The organism is Saccharopolyspora sp. NFXS83, assembly GCF_026241095.1.
GTDB lineage: Bacteria > Actinomycetota > Actinomycetes > Mycobacteriales > Pseudonocardiaceae > Saccharopolyspora_C.
In genome coordinates, this window is record NZ_JAPFGB010000018.1 from 25,928 (window position 1) to 42,972 (window position 17,045).

General features: G+C 71.2%; 17 protein-coding genes and 2 tRNA genes. 7 read left to right on the plus strand and 12 right to left on the minus strand.

Features of this window, described 5'->3' with window-relative positions; translation table 11 throughout:
- The first annotated feature begins 66 nt into the window (after window positions 1–66).
- The 3 genes from OOZ19_RS19730 to OOZ19_RS19740 all read left to right on the plus strand — a co-directional run bounded on the left by OOZ19_RS19730 (window position 67) and on the right by OOZ19_RS19740 (window position 1,724).
- Window positions 67–291 (plus strand): HC3 family zinc finger protein, encoded by a 225-nt coding sequence (locus OOZ19_RS19730; RefSeq protein WP_266091604.1) that lies wholly within the window; start codon window positions 67–69, stop codon window positions 289–291.
- Window positions 288–662 carry a hypothetical protein gene (locus OOZ19_RS19735; RefSeq protein WP_266091605.1) on the plus strand — a complete coding sequence of 125 codons (375 nt, stop codon included), beginning with the start codon at window positions 288–290 and terminating at the stop codon, window positions 660–662. The genes OOZ19_RS19730 and OOZ19_RS19735 overlap by 4 nt, the downstream gene beginning before the upstream one ends.
- A 201-nt stretch (window positions 663–863) precedes the next feature.
- Window positions 864–1,724, plus strand: a complete 861-nt coding sequence (locus tag OOZ19_RS19740) for an alpha/beta fold hydrolase (RefSeq protein WP_266091606.1) — start codon at window positions 864–866, stop codon at window positions 1,722–1,724.
- A gap of 70 nt (window positions 1,725–1,794) precedes the next feature.
- Here the strand turns inward: OOZ19_RS19740 and OOZ19_RS19745 are convergent, their stop codons facing one another.
- Window positions 1,795–2,775 carry an LGFP repeat-containing protein gene (locus OOZ19_RS19745; protein ID WP_266091607.1) on the minus strand — a complete coding sequence of 327 codons (981 nt, stop codon included), beginning with the start codon at window positions 2,773–2,775 and terminating at the stop codon, window positions 1,795–1,797.
- Window positions 2,776–3,054: 279 nt separating this feature from the next.
- Window positions 3,055–4,341, minus strand: a complete 1,287-nt coding sequence (locus tag OOZ19_RS19750) for an LGFP repeat-containing protein (RefSeq protein ID WP_266091608.1) — start codon at window positions 4,339–4,341, stop codon at window positions 3,055–3,057.
- A 421-nt stretch (window positions 4,342–4,762) separates the two neighbouring features.
- On the opposite strand from OOZ19_RS19750, the gene OOZ19_RS19755 reads away from it, so the two are divergent.
- A complete protein-coding gene (locus OOZ19_RS19755) occupies window positions 4,763–5,131 on the plus strand; it encodes a group I truncated hemoglobin (RefSeq protein WP_266091609.1) in 369 nt (122 codons plus the stop codon).
- A gap of 85 nt (window positions 5,132–5,216) precedes the next feature.
- Here OOZ19_RS19755 and OOZ19_RS19760 read toward each other — a convergent pair whose 3' ends face one another.
- The 5 genes from OOZ19_RS19760 to OOZ19_RS19780 all read right to left on the minus strand — a co-directional run bounded on the left by OOZ19_RS19760 (window position 5,217) and on the right by OOZ19_RS19780 (window position 8,694).
- Window positions 5,217–5,423: a hypothetical protein gene (locus OOZ19_RS19760; RefSeq protein ID WP_266091610.1), complete on the minus strand. Its 207-nt coding sequence runs from the start codon at window positions 5,421–5,423 to the stop codon at window positions 5,217–5,219.
- A 165-nt stretch (window positions 5,424–5,588) separates the two neighbouring features.
- Window positions 5,589–5,661, minus strand: a tRNA-Arg gene (locus OOZ19_RS19765).
- A 39-nt stretch (window positions 5,662–5,700) separates the two neighbouring features.
- Window positions 5,701–5,790, minus strand: a tRNA-Ser gene (locus OOZ19_RS19770).
- 78 nt (window positions 5,791–5,868) lie between these two features.
- The gene (locus OOZ19_RS19775) at window positions 5,869–7,860 is read right to left on the minus strand and encodes an acetoacetate--CoA ligase (protein WP_266091611.1); all 1,992 of its coding nucleotides are present in this window, start codon (window positions 7,858–7,860) and stop codon (window positions 5,869–5,871) included.
- A 129-nt stretch (window positions 7,861–7,989) separates the two neighbouring features.
- Window positions 7,990–8,694 carry a dienelactone hydrolase family protein gene (locus tag OOZ19_RS19780; protein WP_266091612.1) on the minus strand — a complete coding sequence of 235 codons (705 nt, stop codon included), beginning with the start codon at window positions 8,692–8,694 and terminating at the stop codon, window positions 7,990–7,992.
- Between the two features lie 602 nt (window positions 8,695–9,296).
- Between OOZ19_RS19780 and hisC the strand changes: the two genes are divergently transcribed.
- Together hisC and OOZ19_RS19790 are read left to right on the plus strand one after the other, a co-directional pair.
- Window positions 9,297–10,355 carry a histidinol-phosphate transaminase gene (hisC, locus tag OOZ19_RS19785; RefSeq protein WP_266091613.1) on the plus strand — a complete coding sequence of 353 codons (1,059 nt, stop codon included), beginning with the start codon at window positions 9,297–9,299 and terminating at the stop codon, window positions 10,353–10,355.
- 68 nt (window positions 10,356–10,423) lie between these two features.
- Window positions 10,424–11,170: a hypothetical protein gene (locus tag OOZ19_RS19790; protein WP_266091614.1), complete on the plus strand. Its 747-nt coding sequence runs from the start codon at window positions 10,424–10,426 to the stop codon at window positions 11,168–11,170.
- Between the two features lie 302 nt (window positions 11,171–11,472).
- Here the strand turns inward: OOZ19_RS19790 and OOZ19_RS19795 are convergent, their stop codons facing one another.
- The 3 genes from OOZ19_RS19795 to ldt-CoaP all read right to left on the minus strand — a co-directional run bounded on the left by OOZ19_RS19795 (window position 11,473) and on the right by ldt-CoaP (window position 13,809).
- Window positions 11,473–12,228, minus strand: a complete 756-nt coding sequence (locus OOZ19_RS19795; protein WP_266091615.1) for a hypothetical protein — start codon at window positions 12,226–12,228, stop codon at window positions 11,473–11,475.
- Window positions 12,229–12,316: 88 nt separating this feature from the next.
- Entirely contained in the window at window positions 12,317–12,805 is a 489-nt protein-coding gene (locus OOZ19_RS19800; protein WP_266091616.1) for a hypothetical protein, read from the minus strand.
- Between the two features lie 152 nt (window positions 12,806–12,957).
- Window positions 12,958–13,809 (minus strand): L,D-transpeptidase, encoded by an 852-nt coding sequence (gene ldt-CoaP, locus OOZ19_RS19805; RefSeq protein ID WP_266091617.1) that lies wholly within the window; start codon window positions 13,807–13,809, stop codon window positions 12,958–12,960.
- Window positions 13,810–14,401: 592 nt separating this feature from the next.
- Between ldt-CoaP and OOZ19_RS19810 the strand changes: the two genes are divergently transcribed.
- On the plus strand, window positions 14,402–15,193 hold the full coding sequence (locus tag OOZ19_RS19810) for a S1 family peptidase (protein WP_266091618.1): 792 nt from the start codon (window positions 14,402–14,404) through the stop codon (window positions 15,191–15,193).
- Window positions 15,194–15,375: 182 nt separating this feature from the next.
- Here the strand turns inward: OOZ19_RS19810 and OOZ19_RS19815 are convergent, their stop codons facing one another.
- Together OOZ19_RS19815 and OOZ19_RS19820 are read right to left on the minus strand one after the other, a co-directional pair.
- Entirely contained in the window at window positions 15,376–15,807 is a 432-nt protein-coding gene (locus OOZ19_RS19815) for a hypothetical protein (protein ID WP_266091619.1), read from the minus strand.
- A 416-nt stretch (window positions 15,808–16,223) separates the two neighbouring features.
- Entirely contained in the window at window positions 16,224–16,994 is a 771-nt protein-coding gene (locus OOZ19_RS19820) for a MerR family transcriptional regulator (protein WP_266091620.1), read from the minus strand.
- Window positions 16,995–17,045: the final 51 nt, after the last annotated feature.

Below are 17,045 nucleotides of genomic sequence, written 5' to 3' on the forward strand. Positions count from 1 at the left end.
CCGGATTTCGACCGGTGGTTCCGCGCGGCGCACCGCTGTCCGCGGCGACGAACGAGGAGGTTCGCGGTGTTCATCAGGTCAGCCGGCCCGGTCGCGTACTGGCGCCCGGCGCAGGGCGAGCGGCACGCCTTGTCCCCGGAGCAGCGCCCCTATCCGGGGCAGGCGCGCGAGGCGTTGTGCGGGCTGCGGCTGACGGTCACCGAACCCACCGACTGCGACTGGTTCGCCGAAACCTGCTCGGACTGCCTGATCCGGGCCAAGGCCCTGCGCGACGCGCGGGAGCAGGCATGATCGCCCAGTTCGCGGCGCTCGCCGCCGCAGCGGCGCTGCTGATCGCGCTGGCGCTGCTGCTCCCGCTGCGCGGCGGGGCGGGCGAGCACGCGCACGCGGGTCCGGGGACGGTCACGGTGGACCGGCTCCGCGCCGCGCCGCCGCCCCCGGCCGTGGTCGCGGCGCCGATCGCCGCCGTGCCGGACGAGGAGATCGTCTGGCCGACCGACGAGCCGGAGCACGTGGGAAAGCACCGCCTGCGCACCGACGAGTGGGTCTGCCACCGGTTGGCGACGCTGCTCGCGCTGCGCGCCCACCACGAGCGGCGCCCCGTCGTCCCGAGCGGCCCGCCGCCGCGCGTCGATATTCGCTTGCACGGCGCCGTAATCTGAACGACGTGATCCGCTGACGAAGCAGCCCGCTCGCCGGAACCCGGCACCCCGGAGCTCCCGATGGAGTTGCCGGCGCCCTCGGCGCGAATTCCGCGCTAGCCGTTCGGCACGAGCGCTCGCCGGTCTCCGCCCGAGATCGGTGCCTTCGGTGTCCCCACCACTCGCCGCGCGGCGGTTTCCGCGGCGGAGAACGAGGCTTCCATGTCAGCCACGATCGTCCTGATCCACGGTGCGGCGAGCACGGCCGCGATCTGGGGTCCGCTGCAACGCGAACTGGCGTTGCGCGGTCACCGCAGCCTGGCGCCGGACCTGCCCGGCCACGGGATGAACGCGCACCACCCGCCCGGCTTCTACCAGGCTCCGCAGGACCTCGACGAGTTCGCCACCGCCCCGTCCGCGCTGGCGGGCGTCGGCGTCGACGACTACGCCGACCACGTGGAGGCGCTGGTCCGCCGCGTCGCCGAGCACGGCCCGGTGCTGCTCGCTGGGACCAGCGCGGGCGGCGTCCCGATCACCGCGGTCGCCGAGCGGGTGCCGGAGCTCGTCGACCGGCTGGTGTACCTGTCCGCGTGGTGCGCCGTCGGTTCGGACGCGGTCGGCGAGTACGCGAGCCGGCCGGAACGTGCGGGGAACCTGTTCGACCGGATCCCGTGGCCCGTGATCGGCGATCCGGCCGCGCTGGGCGTGGTCCGGGTCAACCTGCGCAGTTCCGATCCGGAGCTGTTGCGGGCGGCGAAGGCGGCGATCATGGCCGAGGGGACCGACGACGAGTTCCGGGCGCTGATCGACGTCATGGAGCCGGACGTGAACGTCGCCATCGCCGCGGAGCCCCGGTTCGCCACCGCCGCCCGCTGGGGCCGGGTTCCGCGCACCTTCGTGCGGTTCACCGCGGACGAGTCGATCCTGCTCGCCGAGCAGGACCGCATGATCGAGGAAGCCGACGAGCTGGCGCCCGACGCCCGGTTCGACGTGCGGTCGATCGATTCCAGCCACGTCGGGTACTTCTGCCGCCCGGCGGAATTCGCCGATCTGCTGGGATCGCTGGCCGGTGAACTCGGTTGACGAGGGGCGCGCGAAGCCGGGCCTGCCGAAGCAGGCCCGGCCCGTCAGTGGCGGTTCACCCGCGGCGGGTTCACCACGGCGCGTCGGTGACCTCGCCGGTGCTCTCGTCCAGCACGACGTAGCCGCGCTGGAAGTCGACCTGCGTGCCCCCTTCGACCTCGTGCGGGTCGGAGGTCGGGTAGCCGAGGTAGCCGGCCTGCCCGTCCAGCTGGTCCCAGCGCTCCAGGATCGGCCCGGCCAGCCAGTGCGCGCCGGAATCCGGGGACCAGTAGGCGGCTCCGGGCTCCCCGCCGGTGCCCGCGAACTCGTTGTACCGGCCGACGCCGTCGGCGACGACCAGCTCGTCGGTCGTCGGATAGCCCAGCGTTCCGGTCTCCCAGCCCTGCCCGGCCCAGACGTCGCGGATGTCGCCCTGCACGGAGTGCGCGCCGGACTCATCGGACCAGTACACCGAGGCGCCCGCCCCGTCCGGCCCGACGAAGTGGTTGTACGCGCCTGCCCCGTCGGCGGTGGTGGAGGTGCTCTTCGTCGGGTAGCCGAGGTAACCGACCTCCCAGCCCTTCGACTCCCAGAAGTCCCGCACCGGGCCCCACACGGCTTGCGCCCCGGTGTCCGGGGTCCAGTAGATCGACGGGTGCACGCTGCCGCCGGTGAAGTGGTTGTAGCGCCCCACACCGTCCGGTGCGACCAGTTCGTCGGTGGTGGCGGCGCCGAGCTCGGGCGCGCCGCCGAGCTCGGTGTACCGCGCGGCGATGTCGCCTTGGATCGCGGTGACGGCGCCGTCGCCGAGATTCTGGAACATCCAGCCGTGCTGGTACTGCTGGTAGTTGAACTTCTCGGCGTTCTGCTCGGAGTCGACGGGCTCGCCCAGCAGTTCCCGCAATGCGGCGTCGTTCCAGTAGCGGTCTTCGATCGCGGTGAAAGCCTGCTGCTCGGCCTGGGCGGTCTGCGCGGCGGGTTCCGGCGCGGTGGCGGCGGTGGCCGCCGGCCCGGCGAGCGCGAGCGGTACGGCTGCCGCCGCGAGCACGATTCCCCAGTGCTTGGTCTTCAAGGCACGTCCCCTTTTCGCTTGCGTAGCAAGGAATTCCGTACGACATGGACACGCCCGACGGGTGCCGGTGGTTGCCCCGCTCCGAGGCGTTCACCGGTTTGGCCGCAGTCGCCGGGGGACGCTCCACTCGAACGTCGCAGCCGCGGGTTCGTCGAATTCCCGGCGGCGGCGGGGCACGAGGTGGCAGAAAGGAAGAGGTGCGCCTGACGGACCCCACTCCGTCAGGCGCACCTCAGCTCGTCGCGGCCCGATTGCGGGCCGCACAGCGGAAAACTCGACTCACTTCGGGAAGTCGAAGACCTTTCCGGTGTCGCGGTGCCAGTCGATGTAGCCGAGTTCGAACTCGGTGCTGCGGCCCCAGGTCACGTCGTGCTCGCCGCGCACCGGATAGCCGAGGTAGGACCGTTCCCAGCCGAGTTCGGCCCAGCGGGCGCGGATGCCGCCGTAGACCTCGACGGCACCGGTCTGCGGCGACCAGTAGACGGAAGCGCCGCCGGTGCCGGTGAAGTGCGCGTACCGGCCACGTCCGTCCGGAGTGGACAGTTCATCGGTGGTCGGGTGGCCGAGCAGTCCGTTCGGCCCGCTGAACTCGATGTAGCGGTCGCCGATCGCGCCCCGCACGGAGTGCGCGCCGGCCTCCGGGCTCCACACGATTCCTGCGGCGAACTCGCCGTCACCGTCGAACCGCGCGTACTTGCCGCGGCCGTCGGCGGCGGTGAGCTCGTCGGTGGTCGGGTAGCCCAGCGGCCCGGCCTCCCAGCCCGACGCGGCCCACTTGTCGCGGATCGCGCCCTGCACGACGTGCGTCTCGTTGTCCCTGGTCAGGTAGATGGAGGCGCCGCCGCTGCGGGAGAAGTGGTTGTAGGCGCCGAGCCCGTCCGGTGTGGCCGCGGTGTCGCTGGTGGGGTAGCCGAGGGCGTCGCCCGCGCCCAGCTCGGCCCACTTCTCCAGGATCGGCCCGCTCAGGTGGTGCGCGCCGGTCTCGCCGGTGAAGTAGATCGCCGAAGCGGTCTCCGCCCCGTCGAGGCTGATGAACTCGTTGTAGCGGGCGCCGTTGTCGTCGCCGGTCTCGTCGGTGGTGGGCACGCCGATGACGTCGTGGCCGCCGAGCGCGACGAACCGGTCGAGGATGCCGCCGAACACGATCCGCGCGCCGGTGTCCGGCGTCCAGTAGAAGCGGGCGTGCTCGTACTCCCGCCACCGCAGCGAGTCGCTCTCGACCTCTTCGTCGCCGAGCGGGTTGCCGATGGCGTCCTTCACCTCGCGGGGCAGTGCGGAGTAGCGCTCGTCGATGGCGCCTTCGCCGGGCGCGTCCTGCTCGTCGGTGGCGGGGGCGCTGGTGGCGGGTGCGGCGCTGGCCGGCTGCTCGCTCAACCCCTCCGCCACGTCGTGGAGGAGGCCGTCCTGCGCGGTGCCTTCCCCGGTCGTCGCGGCGCCGCGGGTCGTCGTGGCGGACCCGCTGGTGAGCTCGCTGATCGGCTGCGCGTGCCCCGCGCCGGGCAGCACGCCAAGGAAGCACAGGGCCGCGGCGCTGAGGGCGGCTCCGGCGAATTTGGTGACGGTCACTCCTAACCCCTTTCGAGTCGTCACCCCTTGATCGCCGGCAGGGTTCCAAAGGTTGCACTCTGTTACCGTTTCGAGTCCGAGTTTCCTATCGCAATATCTTTCGGACTTTTCCGGCTCAGCAGTAACGATCTTGAAGTCACCGGGAGTGGTGGATTCGGTGACGTGTCTCCGCTGGAAGAAGCCGAACGTCTCGGGTTCTCCGGCTCGTCGGCGAGGAAAAAAAGCACGAAGAGTAATCAACTTTCCATTGCAACAGTCCGTGTTCAGGCTCATTGCGGGCCGCGCCACCGGGAAGCCGCGTCGCGCTCACCGCCGCCCGCCCGCGCGATGAGCGGAACGCAACAACTCGTTCACGGCCGCCACACGCCCCGGCAATTCCTCCGCGGTGAGCTGGAATCCCCCACTGGAAGGACGCCGCGAGATGAGCATCTACGACGAGATCGGTGGCACCCCGGCGCTGGAACGGGTCGTCGCCGCGTTCTACGAGAAGGTCCTCGCCGACCCGGAGCTCGCCGGTTTCTTCACCGGCACCAACATGTCCCGGCTGCAGGGCAGGCAGGTGGAGTTCTTCGCCGCCGCGCTCGGCGGCCCCGAGCCGTACCGGGGCGCCGCGATGAAGCAGGTCCACCAGGGCCGCGGCATCCGGCAGGCGCACTTCGACCTGGTCGTCGAGCACTTGACCGCTTCCTTGGCCGAGGCGGGCGTCCCACCGGCCACGGTGGACGCGATCCTGGCCGCCATCGCCCCGCTCTCCGAGGACATCGTCACCCCGTCGACCTCCGCGGCCTGAACCCGGGCACTCGCCCGATAGCACCGGCAACGGTTCGCCCATCCCTGCTCGCGGCCCGGCTTCGAGCTCCGCGGCCCGCCGCAGATCATCGGCCGGTTCCCGGGCCGCCGTCACCCGCCGCCCTGGCGCGGCTCAGCGGTTCCCGCGCCAGGCCCGGCTGGCCTTGGCGGCCCGCCGCATCGGCCTGCGGGACCAGGAGCTTCACCAGCTGGACCGCGGTCGATTCCCGCGTCGTCGGTGCCCCGGCGCGCCTGCGATCCGACGCCGCCGCGGCGGCACGCCGGTTGATCATCGAGGTGATGGGGGTGGGCGGCTCGGCCGCGCGATCGGGCCGAGCGGCCAAGGCGAAGCGGCGGAATCCGCGCTCTCGCGGCGGTGGGGCCGTGATTCCACCGAACCCGGAAAGCAAGAAACCCCCTGCGACTAAGTAGGGGGTTTCTGCTGTCTCGACCAGACGTGCGCCCGAAGGGATTCGAACCCCTAACCTTCTGATCCGTAGTCAGATGCTCTATCCGTTGAGCTACGGGCGCGTGTTCAGTTGTGGATCCCCGCCTGGGCGGGAACCCCTGCGGAGGCTCCGGGATTTGAACCCGGGAGGGGGCGTGACCCCCAACCGCATTAGCAGTGCGGCGCCATAGACCAGACTAGGCGAAGCCTCCCGGTAGTCCTCTTGGCCACTGCGGAAAGACTACACGGCCCTTCCGCGCCTCAACGAAGGGGGTGGGTTTTGATCTCCGTCAGCCCTGCGAACCTCTCGCGAGCTGCACGAACGGGTTCAGCGCCGCCGGATTGCGCAGGGCGTCGCGGCTGACGGCGCGCTCCGGGTCGGCACCGGCGAGGATCTTCTTCACCGGGACCTCCAGCTTCTTGCCGTTGAGCGTCTGCGGGATCTCGTCGATCGGCAGGAACCGGTTCGGCACGTGCCGCGGCGAGAGCTGCTCGCGCAGCCGCTTCTTCAGCTCCGGTTCCACGTCCTCGAGCCGGGCGCCTTCGGCGAGGACCAGGAAGCACAGCAGTTCCTCCCCCTCGCCCGTCGCGCCCGAGGTGTCGATGACGAGCGAATCCGCGACCTCGTCGAACGCCTCCACCACGCGGTAGAACTCGGCGGTGCCCATCCGGATGCCGCCGCGGTTGAGGGTCGAGTCGCTGCGGCCGTGGATCACCAGGGTGTTGCGCGCGGTGACCTCGATCCAGTCGCCGTGGCGCCAGATCCCGGGGTAGGTGTCGAAGTACGCCTCGTGCAGGCGAGAGCCGTCGGGGTCGTTCCAGAAGAACACCGGCATCGTCGGCATCGGCTTGGTGAGGACCAGCTCACCGACCTCGCCGCGCAGTTCGGCGCCGTCCTCCGAGTAGGAGCGCACCGAGGCGCCGAGCATCGAGCAGGAGATCTCGCCGAGCCACACCGGCACGGTCGGCGCGGCGCCCACGATGGCGGTGCACAGGTCGGTGCCGCCGGAGACGCTGGCGATCTGCACGTCGGCGCCCACGGCGTCGGCGATCCAGCGGAAGCCGTCGGTGCTCAGCGGGGAGCCGGTCGAGCCGACGGTGCGCAGCGCGCCCAGGTCGTGGGTGTCGCCGGGACGCAGCTCCTTCTTCAGGCAGCTCTGGATGAACGGCGCGGAGGTGCCGAAGTAGGTGACCCGGTGGCGTGCGGCCAGCTCCCACAGCGCGTCCAGCGAGGGGTGCCCGGGGCTGCCGTCGAACAGCAGCAGCCGGGTGCCGGTGAGCAGACCGCCGAGCAGGAAGTTCCACATCATCCAGCCGGTGGTGGTGAACCAGAAGAACGTGTCGCCGGGGCCGAGGTCGGCGTGCAGGCCGATCATCTTGAACTGCTCGAGGACCATGCCGCCGTGGCCGTGCACGATGCCCTTCGGCAAGCCGGTGGTGCCGGAGGAGTACAGCACCCACAGCGGGTGGTCGAACGGCACCGGGTCGAAGGCGAGTTCGGCGCCGCGGTGGCGTTCCAGCAGCCCCGACCAGTCGTGCGTTCCGGTGAGCTCGCCCGCTCCGACGTAGTCGACGAGCACGGTGCCCGCCAAGCCGGGCAGCTCTGCGCGCAGCTCGTCCACAGTGGACCTGATGTCGAAGGTGCGTCCGCCGTAGACGTAGCCGTCGACGGCCACGAGCACCGTCGGCTCGATCTGCACGAAGCGGTCGGCCACCGCGCGCACGCCGAAGTCCGGCGAGCACGACGACCAGGTGGCGCCGAGGCTGGCCGCGGCGAGGAAGGCGATCAGCGTCTCCGGGCAGTTCGGCGCCAGCGCCGCCACCCGGTCCCCGCGGCGCACGCCCAGCTCCGCGAACGCCGCGCGCATCGCGGCGACCCGGGACCGCAGGTCGCCGAAGGTGAGCTCCGAGCCGTGCCCGTCCTCCCTGGCGAACACCACCGCGACGTCGTCGTCGGCTTTGCCGGGGCCGCCGCGCAGCGCGTGCTCCGCGTAGTTCAGCGCCGCGCCGGGGAACCACCGCGCTCCGGGCATGATCTCGGCTTCGAGCACCTGATCGGGCCGTTCGTGGAAGGCGACGTCGAAGAAGTCCGCGAGGGCTCCCCAGAAGCCCGTCAGGTCCGACACCGACCAGTTCCACAACGCCTGGTAGTCGGGCAGGTCCTGGCCGCGCTCGGTGCGCAGCCACTCGCTGAACTCCGCGATGCGGGTGCCCGCCACGTGGTCCGGAGCGGGGCTCCACAGGAGCTCGGGCGTCTGGCCGGCGTGGGTGCTCGATGTCATGACTAGCTTCCTAACTCACGACACCGCTTCGACGCCATAGCGACCCCGCTCTGCGCACCGCAAACAGGTTGCGCACAGGCTGTGGACAACTTATCCACAGCCTGTGTGCAACTCAGGTCCCGCCGCGGCTCAGCGCAGGTGCGTGTCGAACCAGTTGCGCGCCCGCTGCCAAGCCTCCACCGCCGCGTCCAGGTCGGTGTCGAAGCGGTGCTCGCTGCTGCTGAAGTGCACCACGTCGGTCGCCACGCGGGCCGTCGCCGCGGCGTCGCGCAGCTTGTCCACCTCGCCCGACGGGATGCGGGAGTCGGTGGCGCCGTAGATGCCCAGCCACGGGCCCGCCAGCTCGCCGGCGATCTCCACCAGCGGGGGCAGACCGTCCGACAGCGGGCTCAGGATGCCGCCGCCGGCCACGGTCACCGCGGCGCCCAGGCTCCGGCTCGCCGCCACCACCAGCGCCGCAGACCCGCCGATGTCGAAGCCGATCACGCCCTGGCGGTCTCCGGGCACGCCCTGGTCGGTCAACCACACGAAGGAGGCGTCGGAATCGGCCAGGATCGACTCGCCCGATAGTCGTTGCACCTGGTCGAGCACCTGCTCCTCGGCGTGGTCGTCGGAGAACTCGTCGGTGCCCTCGCGGTGGTAGAGGTGCGGCGCCACGGTCAGCCAGCCCTCGTCGGCGAGGGCGCCGACCAGGGTGCGCACCCGGTCGGTGACGCCGCGCGCCTCGTGCAGCACCACCAGCCCGCCGCGCACGACGTTCTCCGGCTCGGCGACGGTCAGCCGGAGCTCGGTGCCGTCCGTGAGCGCGAGCGTCTCGGTCCGGGTTTCGGTCATGTCGTTCAGGTAACCAGGGATGGGTGAACAGCAGTCAACGTGATCAACCGGATGGCGGAGTGCGGTTGACAGACCGTCGCCACCGCCCGGGAGCCCTCGCCGCAGCTCGCGGAGGTCGTCGAGGTGATCACCGATTCGCCCTGCGGCGGACACGTCACGTGCGGTGATGCGCTCGAAGCGGCGGATCGGGACGTCCCGCGCGCCGCGCCGGGGCGGGGGCGTTCAGCGCCGCGGGACCGCCGTGGATGTGCGCGGTATTACACCCGATCGGCGCCGCCCGGATGCTGACGGCGGGCAAGCCCGATCCGGACGTCCGGCAGGTCATCGGATCGCGCCCCGGCAGCCGCTCCCACACCGGGCAAGACCGGCTCCGATCCCGCGCGGAACGAGTTGTCCACAGTCTTCGCGAAGTTGTCCACAAGCAGTGGCGGCCGACCGGGACCGCCCGCCCCGATCACTCCGGGGAACGCGGGCTCGGCCCCACGGATTCTGCGCCTCCCCGCCCCGATCCAGCGGCGTTGCGGCGCCCGGCCGGTTCTACAGTGGTCGGGCGGCACTTCCAGCGGCGAAGCGGTGGTGCCGCCCGAACCAAGGAGCCGTGCATGACCGTCCGCATCCGCGCCGACCTCGACCAGCTGCCCGCCTACGTCGCCGGACGCACCGTCGCCGGATCGCTGAAGCTGGCCAGCAACGAAGTCTCGGCGGGCCCGCTGCCCAGCGTCACCGAGGCCATCGCACGAGCGGCCGGTGAGGTGCACCGCTACCCGGACATGGGCGCCACCCGCCTCACCGACGCGCTCGCCACCCGCCTCGACGTCGACCCGGCCCGGATCGCGGTCGGCTGCGGCTCGGTCGGCCTGTGCGAGCAGCTCGTGCAGATCACCTGCACCGCCGAGGACTCCGTCGTCTACCCGTGGCGGTCGTTCGAGGCGTACCCGATCATGAGCCACATCGTCGGCGCCACCCAGATCCAGGTGCCGCTGACCGCCGAGCACGCGCTCGACCTCGACGCGATGGCAGCCGCGATCACCCCGGACACCCGGCTCGTCTTCGTGTGCAGCCCGAACAACCCGACCGGCCCGGCCGTGCGCCGCGCGGAGCTGGAGCGGTTCCTCGACTCGGTCCGCTCCGACGTGCTCGTCGTGCTGGACGAGGCCTACCGCGAGTTCGTCACCGACCCGGAGGTGCCGGACGGCGTCGAGCTGGCCGCCCGCTACGACAACGTGCTCGTGCTGCGGACCTTCTCCAAGGCCTACGGCCTCGCGGGCCTGCGCATCGGCTACGCCATCGGCCCGGCGCACGTGGCGGAGGCGCTGCGCAAGGTGTGCGTCCCGTTCAGCGTCAACGCCGTCGGCCAGGCCGCCGCGCTGGCCTCGCTCGACGCGCAGGACGAGCTGCGGGCGCGCTGCGCCGCGATCGCCTCCGAGCGGGTCCGGGTCCGGGACGAGCTGCTGGCCCTCGGCTTCGAGGTTCCCGAGACGCAAGCCAACTTCGTGTGGCTGCCGCTGGGCGACCGCGCCGTCGAGTTCAGCGAGCACTGCCTCACCGAGCGCGTCGTGGTGCGCGCGTTCGCCGGTTCCGGCGTGCGCATCACCGTCGGCGACACCGGTGAGAACGACACCCTGCTCGCCGCGGCCAAGACCTTCTACCCGGAGGGCTGAGAACGTCGATCACGGGTCGACCGCGTTGCTACGGTGCCTGGACGGCAGCGGAGGAACGGGGGCCGGCGATGACGGCGGAGCACGGACCGGACGGCGAGCGCACCGGCTACCTCGTCGTGGACGCGGAGACGTCGGCGGTGCTGCGGCGACGCGACTCGCGGCACCGCTTCCGCTCCGCGTCGCTGGTGAAGCCGCTCATCGCGCTGGACCACCTGCTGCGCCGCGGTGAGCCCACCGAGGCCGACCGCGCGCTGCTCGAGCCGATGCTGCGCGCCAGCGACGACGACGCGGCCGGCGAGCTCTGGGACCGCGGCGGCCGGGAGGCGATCATCCACCGGATGGTCGCCGAGATCGGCCTCGCCGACACCGAACCGCCCCGCGACCCGGACATGTGGGGCTACGCGGTGTTCACCGCCGCCGACGTGGTCCTGACCTACCGCCACCTGCGCGCGGCGGGAGCTCCCGGCGCGTACGTGCTCGACGAGCTGCGCCGCTTCACGACCTTCGCGGCCGACGGGTTCGACCAGTCCTTCGGCATCCCGTCGGTGGAGCGGGTTCCGGAAGCGGTGAAGCAGGGCTGGTCCGGTTTCGGCCCAGGCCCGAACGAGCCCGCTCCGGCCGAGCCCGCGAGCGCTCGCCGCAAGGTCCCGGACGATCGGGTCGACCTGGACCGCCCCGCGATGCACACGACCGGCCTGGTCCGCCGCGGCGGCGGGGTGCTGATCGTCGCGCTCTGCACCGTGCAGCCCGCCGGAACCGACTGGGAGACCGCTGCGAACCGGCTCACCGAACTCACCGCCGGCCTGCTCGACTGACCAGGATTTCGTTGCGGCGCAACGAGAACCGGTGGGATCGCCGAAGCGGAGCGTCCAGGCGGCGCGTCAGAAACGCCGTCACTGCGGGAGATTCGCGAGGCGCGAGCGGGAAACGGTGATGTCCGGCGAAGAGAGGGGGAGTACTCCGCCGGACATCCCGAGAGGAGTGACCGCCGGTCGGACCGGGGCGACCACGCCGACTGCGTAGTGAACTACGCCGCACGCGAATCTAGCCGTGCAGCGGGAAATTCCGCCGTGCGCAGGCGCCATGATCGCACTTTCGAGTGGCAGATCCAGCTGGTTCAGCGCAAGCCTGAGCCGATCTCACCGCTGTCCGTCCGCGTCGCCTCGAACGGGCGCGGTTCGGAGCGCTCGTCGGCCTCCTCCTCGACCTTCTCCCCACCGCGACGGCGGAAGAACTGGAAGCCGGGAATGCCGACGATGGCGCGGCGCACGTCGTGGGTGACTTCGAGCAGCTCGTGGATCTCGGGCCCGACCTTGTCCAAGGTGCGCAGGATCGGCAGCACGTCGGAGAGCACGTGCTCGGTGAGCACCGGCAGCTCGTCGACCAGGCGGATCGCCGCGTCGACCTCCTTCTGCGAGAGCTCGTCGACGAACAGCTGCGCCATCGGCGCCGCTTTCCGGGCGATGGGTTCGTAGGTCGCCAGCAGCTCGTCGGCCATCGCCGCGGTCTTCTGCACGTCGGCGACGGTGTTCGAGGCGGTGTCGCTCACCGAACCGGCGTTCTCGACGATGGTGCGAGCCTCGGCGGAGATGGCGCCCGCGGCTTCGACGGTGGCGCCCGCGGCGGCGGCCACGGTCTTGGCCTCCCGCAGCACCTCTTCGACCTCGTCGACGGTCCGGCCGGTGCGGGCGAGGATCTCCTCGGCCCCGTCGACGACGGTGTTCACCCTGGCCAGCAGGGCCTCCACGCCGTCCACCAGGCCCAGCACCCGCGCCGGTGCCGCGGCGACCGTCGTCGCGGATTCCACCGCCCAGCCGACCGTGGAGCGGGCCATTCCGAGTACGTCGCCGGGCGTGGGGATGCGGATCAACATGTCACCACTGTGCACGTGCCCGTGCCCCGGCGACCACAGCGAGGGTCGGAACGGGGCACGGGCACGGTGCGAATCGGGACGAACTCCGTCAGCCGGTCACGGCCGCGTGGCCGGCGACCGCCACCGGGCTGGGCGCGGTGGGCAGCTCGGCCGGGGACACCTGCTGGGCAGGAGCGCTCGGCGCCGGGCCGGGCGCCGGAGCGGGCGCCGGGCCGGGGCCGGGGCCCCCGCCGTGGCCACCGCCGCCGTGGCCACCGGGCTTGTGCGGCTTGTGGGGCTTGTGGGGCTTGTGCGGCTTCTCCGGCTTTTCGTGGTCGGGCTTCTCCGGCTTGTGCGACGGGTGGTCGACGACCGGCGCGTTGACGCATTCACTGGTCTGCGGGGAGAGTACGGAGACGACGGCTCCGGCGACTGCAACGTTGTTGCCGCACAGCTGGATCGGAACCAAGCTCACGTTGTTGTCGTTGCCGACGTTGACCCCGTCGTTGTCCGCGCTGTCGGCGAACGCCGGAGCGCCTGCCAGCAACAATCCAGCGGTCGCCGTGATGACACCGGCGAAGCGTGCTTTGTTGTGCACTGTCGCACTTCCTTCGTTTCGATTTCCGGGATTACTGTGGGGCCGGCTTTCCGTCGTCCGGTTGGGCCGGGCTCATCGTCGCGACAGGGTTGTTGCCTGGTCCCTGCCGCCTTCCCGCCGCGTTCCGTCTCCGCTGGTCGTACGACGTGTCGTCAATGCAGCAACACGAGTGTTCCCAGCGGCAGTGTGCTCAGCAGCCGTAATGCGTCCGGCGGTACTCGCACACAGCCGTCGCTGGCTTCTTCGCCGAACACGGCCGGATCCGGCCAGCCGTGCAATGCGACGGTTCCCGGTCCGCCTCCGTAACTGTTGAAGGTCTCGGAGTGGGTGCCGAGGGGAAGGATGATGGGGCTGAAGTCCGTGACCGTCTCTTCGATCGCGGCCATCAGGTAAGTGCGCCCGCGCGGTGTCGGGGAGTCCGGCGAACCCACCCCGACGGTCCAGGCGCCGATCTCGCGCTCGCCCTCTCGCACCACGAGCCGCTTCGCGTCGACGTCGACGTCGACGTGGTACGGCGTGCGCGCCTGGGTGATCGGGTTCGCCGGGCCGACGCGGATCCATCCGCTGCTGCTGTTCGGACGGGAGGGGAGCAGGACCTGCGCCCAGTCGGCGTGCCGAGCGATCACCGGAACCCAGGTCGGGTTGCCGAGCTGCATCGCGGGCAGCCGGGCGAACGCCGGGCCGCCGGGCGTGCCGTGCACGGCCACGTCCCGCTCGACGCGCAGCACGACGCCGTCGGTGGCGGCGTCCGGCGCGGGGTCGGCGACGGCGCTGCCGATGTCGCCGAAGGTGCTCGCCGCGGGGAGCCCGGTGAGGTCGACCCGGTCGGCTTGTCCAACCGGTGCGGGGGCGGCGGATTCCGCCGCCGGAGCAGGTGGCAGCGCACCGCCCCCGCACCCGGCGAGCAACGCCGCGAGGCCACCGGCCAGCAGCGACGATCGCGCGCAGCCGAGCACCCGGCGCTGCGCCGGGGCGGTTCGTGCGGATCGGGTTCGCGCTGTCATGACTCGTTCCTCGGTTCCTGACCCGGCCATGCCGGGCTGCGGCGATGCGGTGAGGGAATGCCGAAAAGCGGCATTCGGGGAAGTGCAGTGCGATCGGGGATGCCACCGAATCGCCGGTACCGCCGATCAGGTGCCTGGCGGACGCTAACCCACCGAGAGGATCGGTCCAAACGGAAAAGTACGCGCGTACGTGTCGGCGCGGACGGCGAAAGCCGGTTCCTGAGCAGCGAAAATAGCCGATTCAGGCGGATTTGCCGAATTCGCCGGAAATCGGTTGCCCCACTTTCAGGTGCATAACTTCACCGTTTCGAGTGACAATCGAATGCGAGTCGTTTAGCCGCGGCGGGCTGCTGGAGGGGGCGCGGATCCCGCCTCGCATCGGACGGGAGGCCGCATCCGCCAGGCCGACGGCGCCGCCGGTTCGCTTGATCACCGCTTCGGCCGCGCGGAGTTCCCCGAGGCATCAACGACTTCGAACCGCGTCGGCTTCCGCTCTCGGCGGCAGGGCCGTTCGTCGCCGTTGGCCGAAAGTAGTAGATCACGCTGGCTGTGAAGGTGATTTCGCCGACGGGGCGGATCTTTAGCTTGGCGTGTGACCGAATCGCGGAGCACGCAGGAGGATCTGATGGGCAAGCCCGGCAAAGCGGCACTGTTCGGGGCGGTGGGAGCGGTCGCGCTCACGGCGGTGTTGGCCCCACCCGCTTCGGCGATCATCGGTGGCCACGACGCCACCGCGGAGTACCCGTTCATGGTGAGCGTGCAGAAGGACGGCCACCACTACTGCGGAGCGACGCTGATCGAGCCGGACTGGATCGTGACCGCCGGGCACTGCACGGTGGACGTCAAGCCCGAGCAGCTCTCCGTGCGGATCGGCGACCACGACCGCACGAAGGGCGCCGAAGCCAAGGTCACCGAGGTCATCGCGCACCCGGACTTCTCCTACGAGCCGTTCCACGACGACGTCGCCGTGATGAAGCTGGACCACCCCGTGGACGCGCAGCCCGTCGAGATCGCCGCGGAACCCGGCCCGGCCGGCACCGGCACCCGCATCCTCGGCTGGGGGATGACCTGCGAGGACGGCAGCGAATGCCCGGACCCGCCGATCACGCTGCAGGAACTGGACACCGAACTCGTCCCGGACGACCGGTGCACCGAGAACTACGCCCCGGGCAACGAGCTGTGCACCGACAGCCCCACCGAGAACGCGCAGGCGTGCATCCTCGACTCCGGCGGCCCGCAGCTCGCAGGCCGCCCCGGCGACTGGCAGCTGATCGGCGCGACCAGCCGCGACGGCGACGCCGACCCGACGTGCGCCACCGGCCCCGGCATCTACACGGACCTCACCGCCCACCGCGACTGGATCGAGCGGACCACCGCGCGCTGAGGGCTGCGGGGCCGAGGCCGGAACTGAGGCGGGACGCGGAAGAGCCCGGCGGGGTCGTCCTCGCCGGGCTCTTCTCGTGCTTTTCACCGGGAAGCGGGGAGTCGACGCTCCGGTCCGCTCGCAAGGTCACGTGCGGGGGAGGGCTCCCTTCGCCTCCGGGTAGCTCCAGCGGGTGGCGGCTATCAGCCTGCTGGAACCGCTCGCCCTCGTCGTCCTGCCGCGCCGCGCGCGAAGGCGGTGATTGCGCTGACCACCCCGGTTCCGGCGAGCATGCCGACGAAGACCAGCACCGCACCGACGGCCCAGAGACCGCTGTCGTCCGTCCCGGCGGCGGTCCAGGCCCAAGCCGCGGTGAACGCGACGGGCATGATCGGGACGACGAGCCACGCGGGGAGCCGAACGCTCGCGCCCACACCCAGCGCGACGAGGCAGACGACGCAGCCGGCCACTTGCCACGCTTGGTAGGGGCCGCTGGCCGCTCCCGCCGCCGGGTCGGTCTGATAGCCCTGGTCCCAGGCCATCCAGGCCCACCAGCAGGACGCGGTCAGAACCGCCAGCACCGCGCTGAGCCCCCAGCGTTCGGCAGGTCGCTGCACGTGCCTTTCGTTGATCATTGAGCGATGGTGGCACCCACACCCCACGACGGGGATCCGTGAAAGTACTCATCCCCGCCGACCGCCAGCAGGTTCTGCGGCTCTGGCGGGCGGTTGCGACCGCGACCAGAGCTGAGCCACGGTGCCCGGCGGGAGGACGTCCTCGCCGGGCTCCGTTCGTACTGGTCACCTGGGTGGAAGCGGGGGATTCGAACCCCCCGGTGACCTACCGGGACGCTCGTTTAAAGGTCTGCGACCAGGCTCGTCCCGCTGTCCCGTCACCCGACGAAATCCGGGGCATCGCCAGGGCGAGCCGGAGTTGATCGGTGTGCGGTGGCGCGGCCTCCTCCTCGCCGGCGAGCTCGGCCCGACCTACCGCCGTGATGCCGAGGGCGACCGTCACCGCTGCGCCCATCGATGCGGCCCGGCCACCGGGATCACTCGTCGACGGCCTGTCGTGCCGGATGCGGCGCGGCGCGGGACGTCGTTGCGTGATCCTCGCCCCGCCAGAACAGTGCCGTCGTCCGGCGCAGCACGTCGAGTTGAGCCGGGTTGTAGATCTCCCGCGAGACCTGCTCCACGGTGCCCTGGAAGCGTCGGGGATCCGATGAGCCCAGCTCGAAGACACCGGGGTGCTGCTCGCGCAGCGTCTCCAGGTGCGCCGCCATGCGCACGGCGAGGTCGTGCCGGACGGCTTCTCCGGCGTCGGCCGGAAGGCCCTCGAAATCGTCGTCGACCCGACTGCGCGCATCCGACGCGACCAGGTCCGCGTAAACCTGACGGTCGTCGCGATCGAGCAGCCTGCCCAGGACTGAGGTGAGGCGCTTGTCCGCGTCGGACATCGGCACGGCCGCGGTCACCGCGAACTCCGGAGGCAGGTCCGTGGCGAGCTGCTCCTCCAGCATCATCGTGACCTCGGCGCGGGCCTTGCTCAACCGGCTCATCTGTTCGCTGAGCTCGGAGTCCAGGGCCCGCAACGCCTCCACCGGATGCTCGTCATCGCCCAGCTGGGCGATGGTGTGCAGGCCGACACCGAGCTCGGCGAGTCGCTTGATCCGCAGTAGGCGGATCAGGTGGGTCACGCCGTACTGCTTGTAACCGTTGCTGCGTCGTTCCGGCTCGGGCAACAGCCCGATCTGGTGGTAGTGGCGAACCGTGCGCGCGGTCGTCCCCGCCAGCTCTGCGAGCTCCCTGGTGCTCCACGCCATCCCGGCCCTCCCCGCCTTTCGTGTCCGTCCCTCCGCTGGCCGCCGCGCCGG

Excerpts from the sequence above, each read along its gene's own strand:
- OOZ19_RS19780 (WP_266091612.1), bottom strand. The coding sequence starts at position 8,694 with ATGACCGAAACCCGGACCGAGACGCTCGCGCTCACGGACGGCACCGAG.
- OOZ19_RS19735 (WP_266091605.1), top strand. The coding sequence starts at position 288 with ATGATCGCCCAGTTCGCGGCGCTCGCCGCCGCAGCGGCGCTGCTGATC.
- OOZ19_RS19795 (WP_266091615.1), bottom strand. The coding sequence starts at position 12,228 with ATGTTGATCCGCATCCCCACGCCCGGCGACGTACTCGGAATGGCCCGC.
- OOZ19_RS19775 (WP_266091611.1), bottom strand. The coding sequence starts at position 7,860 with ATGACATCGAGCACCCACGCCGGCCAGACGCCCGAGCTCCTGTGGAGC.
- OOZ19_RS19755 (WP_266091609.1), top strand. The coding sequence starts at position 4,763 with ATGAGCATCTACGACGAGATCGGTGGCACCCCGGCGCTGGAACGGGTC.
- OOZ19_RS19820 (WP_266091620.1), bottom strand. The coding sequence starts at position 16,994 with ATGGCGTGGAGCACCAGGGAGCTCGCAGAGCTGGCGGGGACGACCGCG.
- hisC (WP_266091613.1), top strand. The coding sequence starts at position 9,297 with ATGACCGTCCGCATCCGCGCCGACCTCGACCAGCTGCCCGCCTACGTC.
- OOZ19_RS19815 (WP_266091619.1), bottom strand. The coding sequence starts at position 15,807 with ATGATCAACGAAAGGCACGTGCAGCGACCTGCCGAACGCTGGGGGCTC.
- ldt-CoaP (WP_266091617.1), bottom strand. The coding sequence starts at position 13,809 with ATGACAGCGCGAACCCGATCCGCACGAACCGCCCCGGCGCAGCGCCGG.
- OOZ19_RS19790 (WP_266091614.1), top strand. The coding sequence starts at position 10,424 with ATGACGGCGGAGCACGGACCGGACGGCGAGCGCACCGGCTACCTCGTC.
- OOZ19_RS19760 (WP_266091610.1), bottom strand. The coding sequence starts at position 5,423 with ATGATCAACCGGCGTGCCGCCGCGGCGGCGTCGGATCGCAGGCGCGCC.
- OOZ19_RS19740 (WP_266091606.1), top strand. The coding sequence starts at position 864 with ATGTCAGCCACGATCGTCCTGATCCACGGTGCGGCGAGCACGGCCGCG.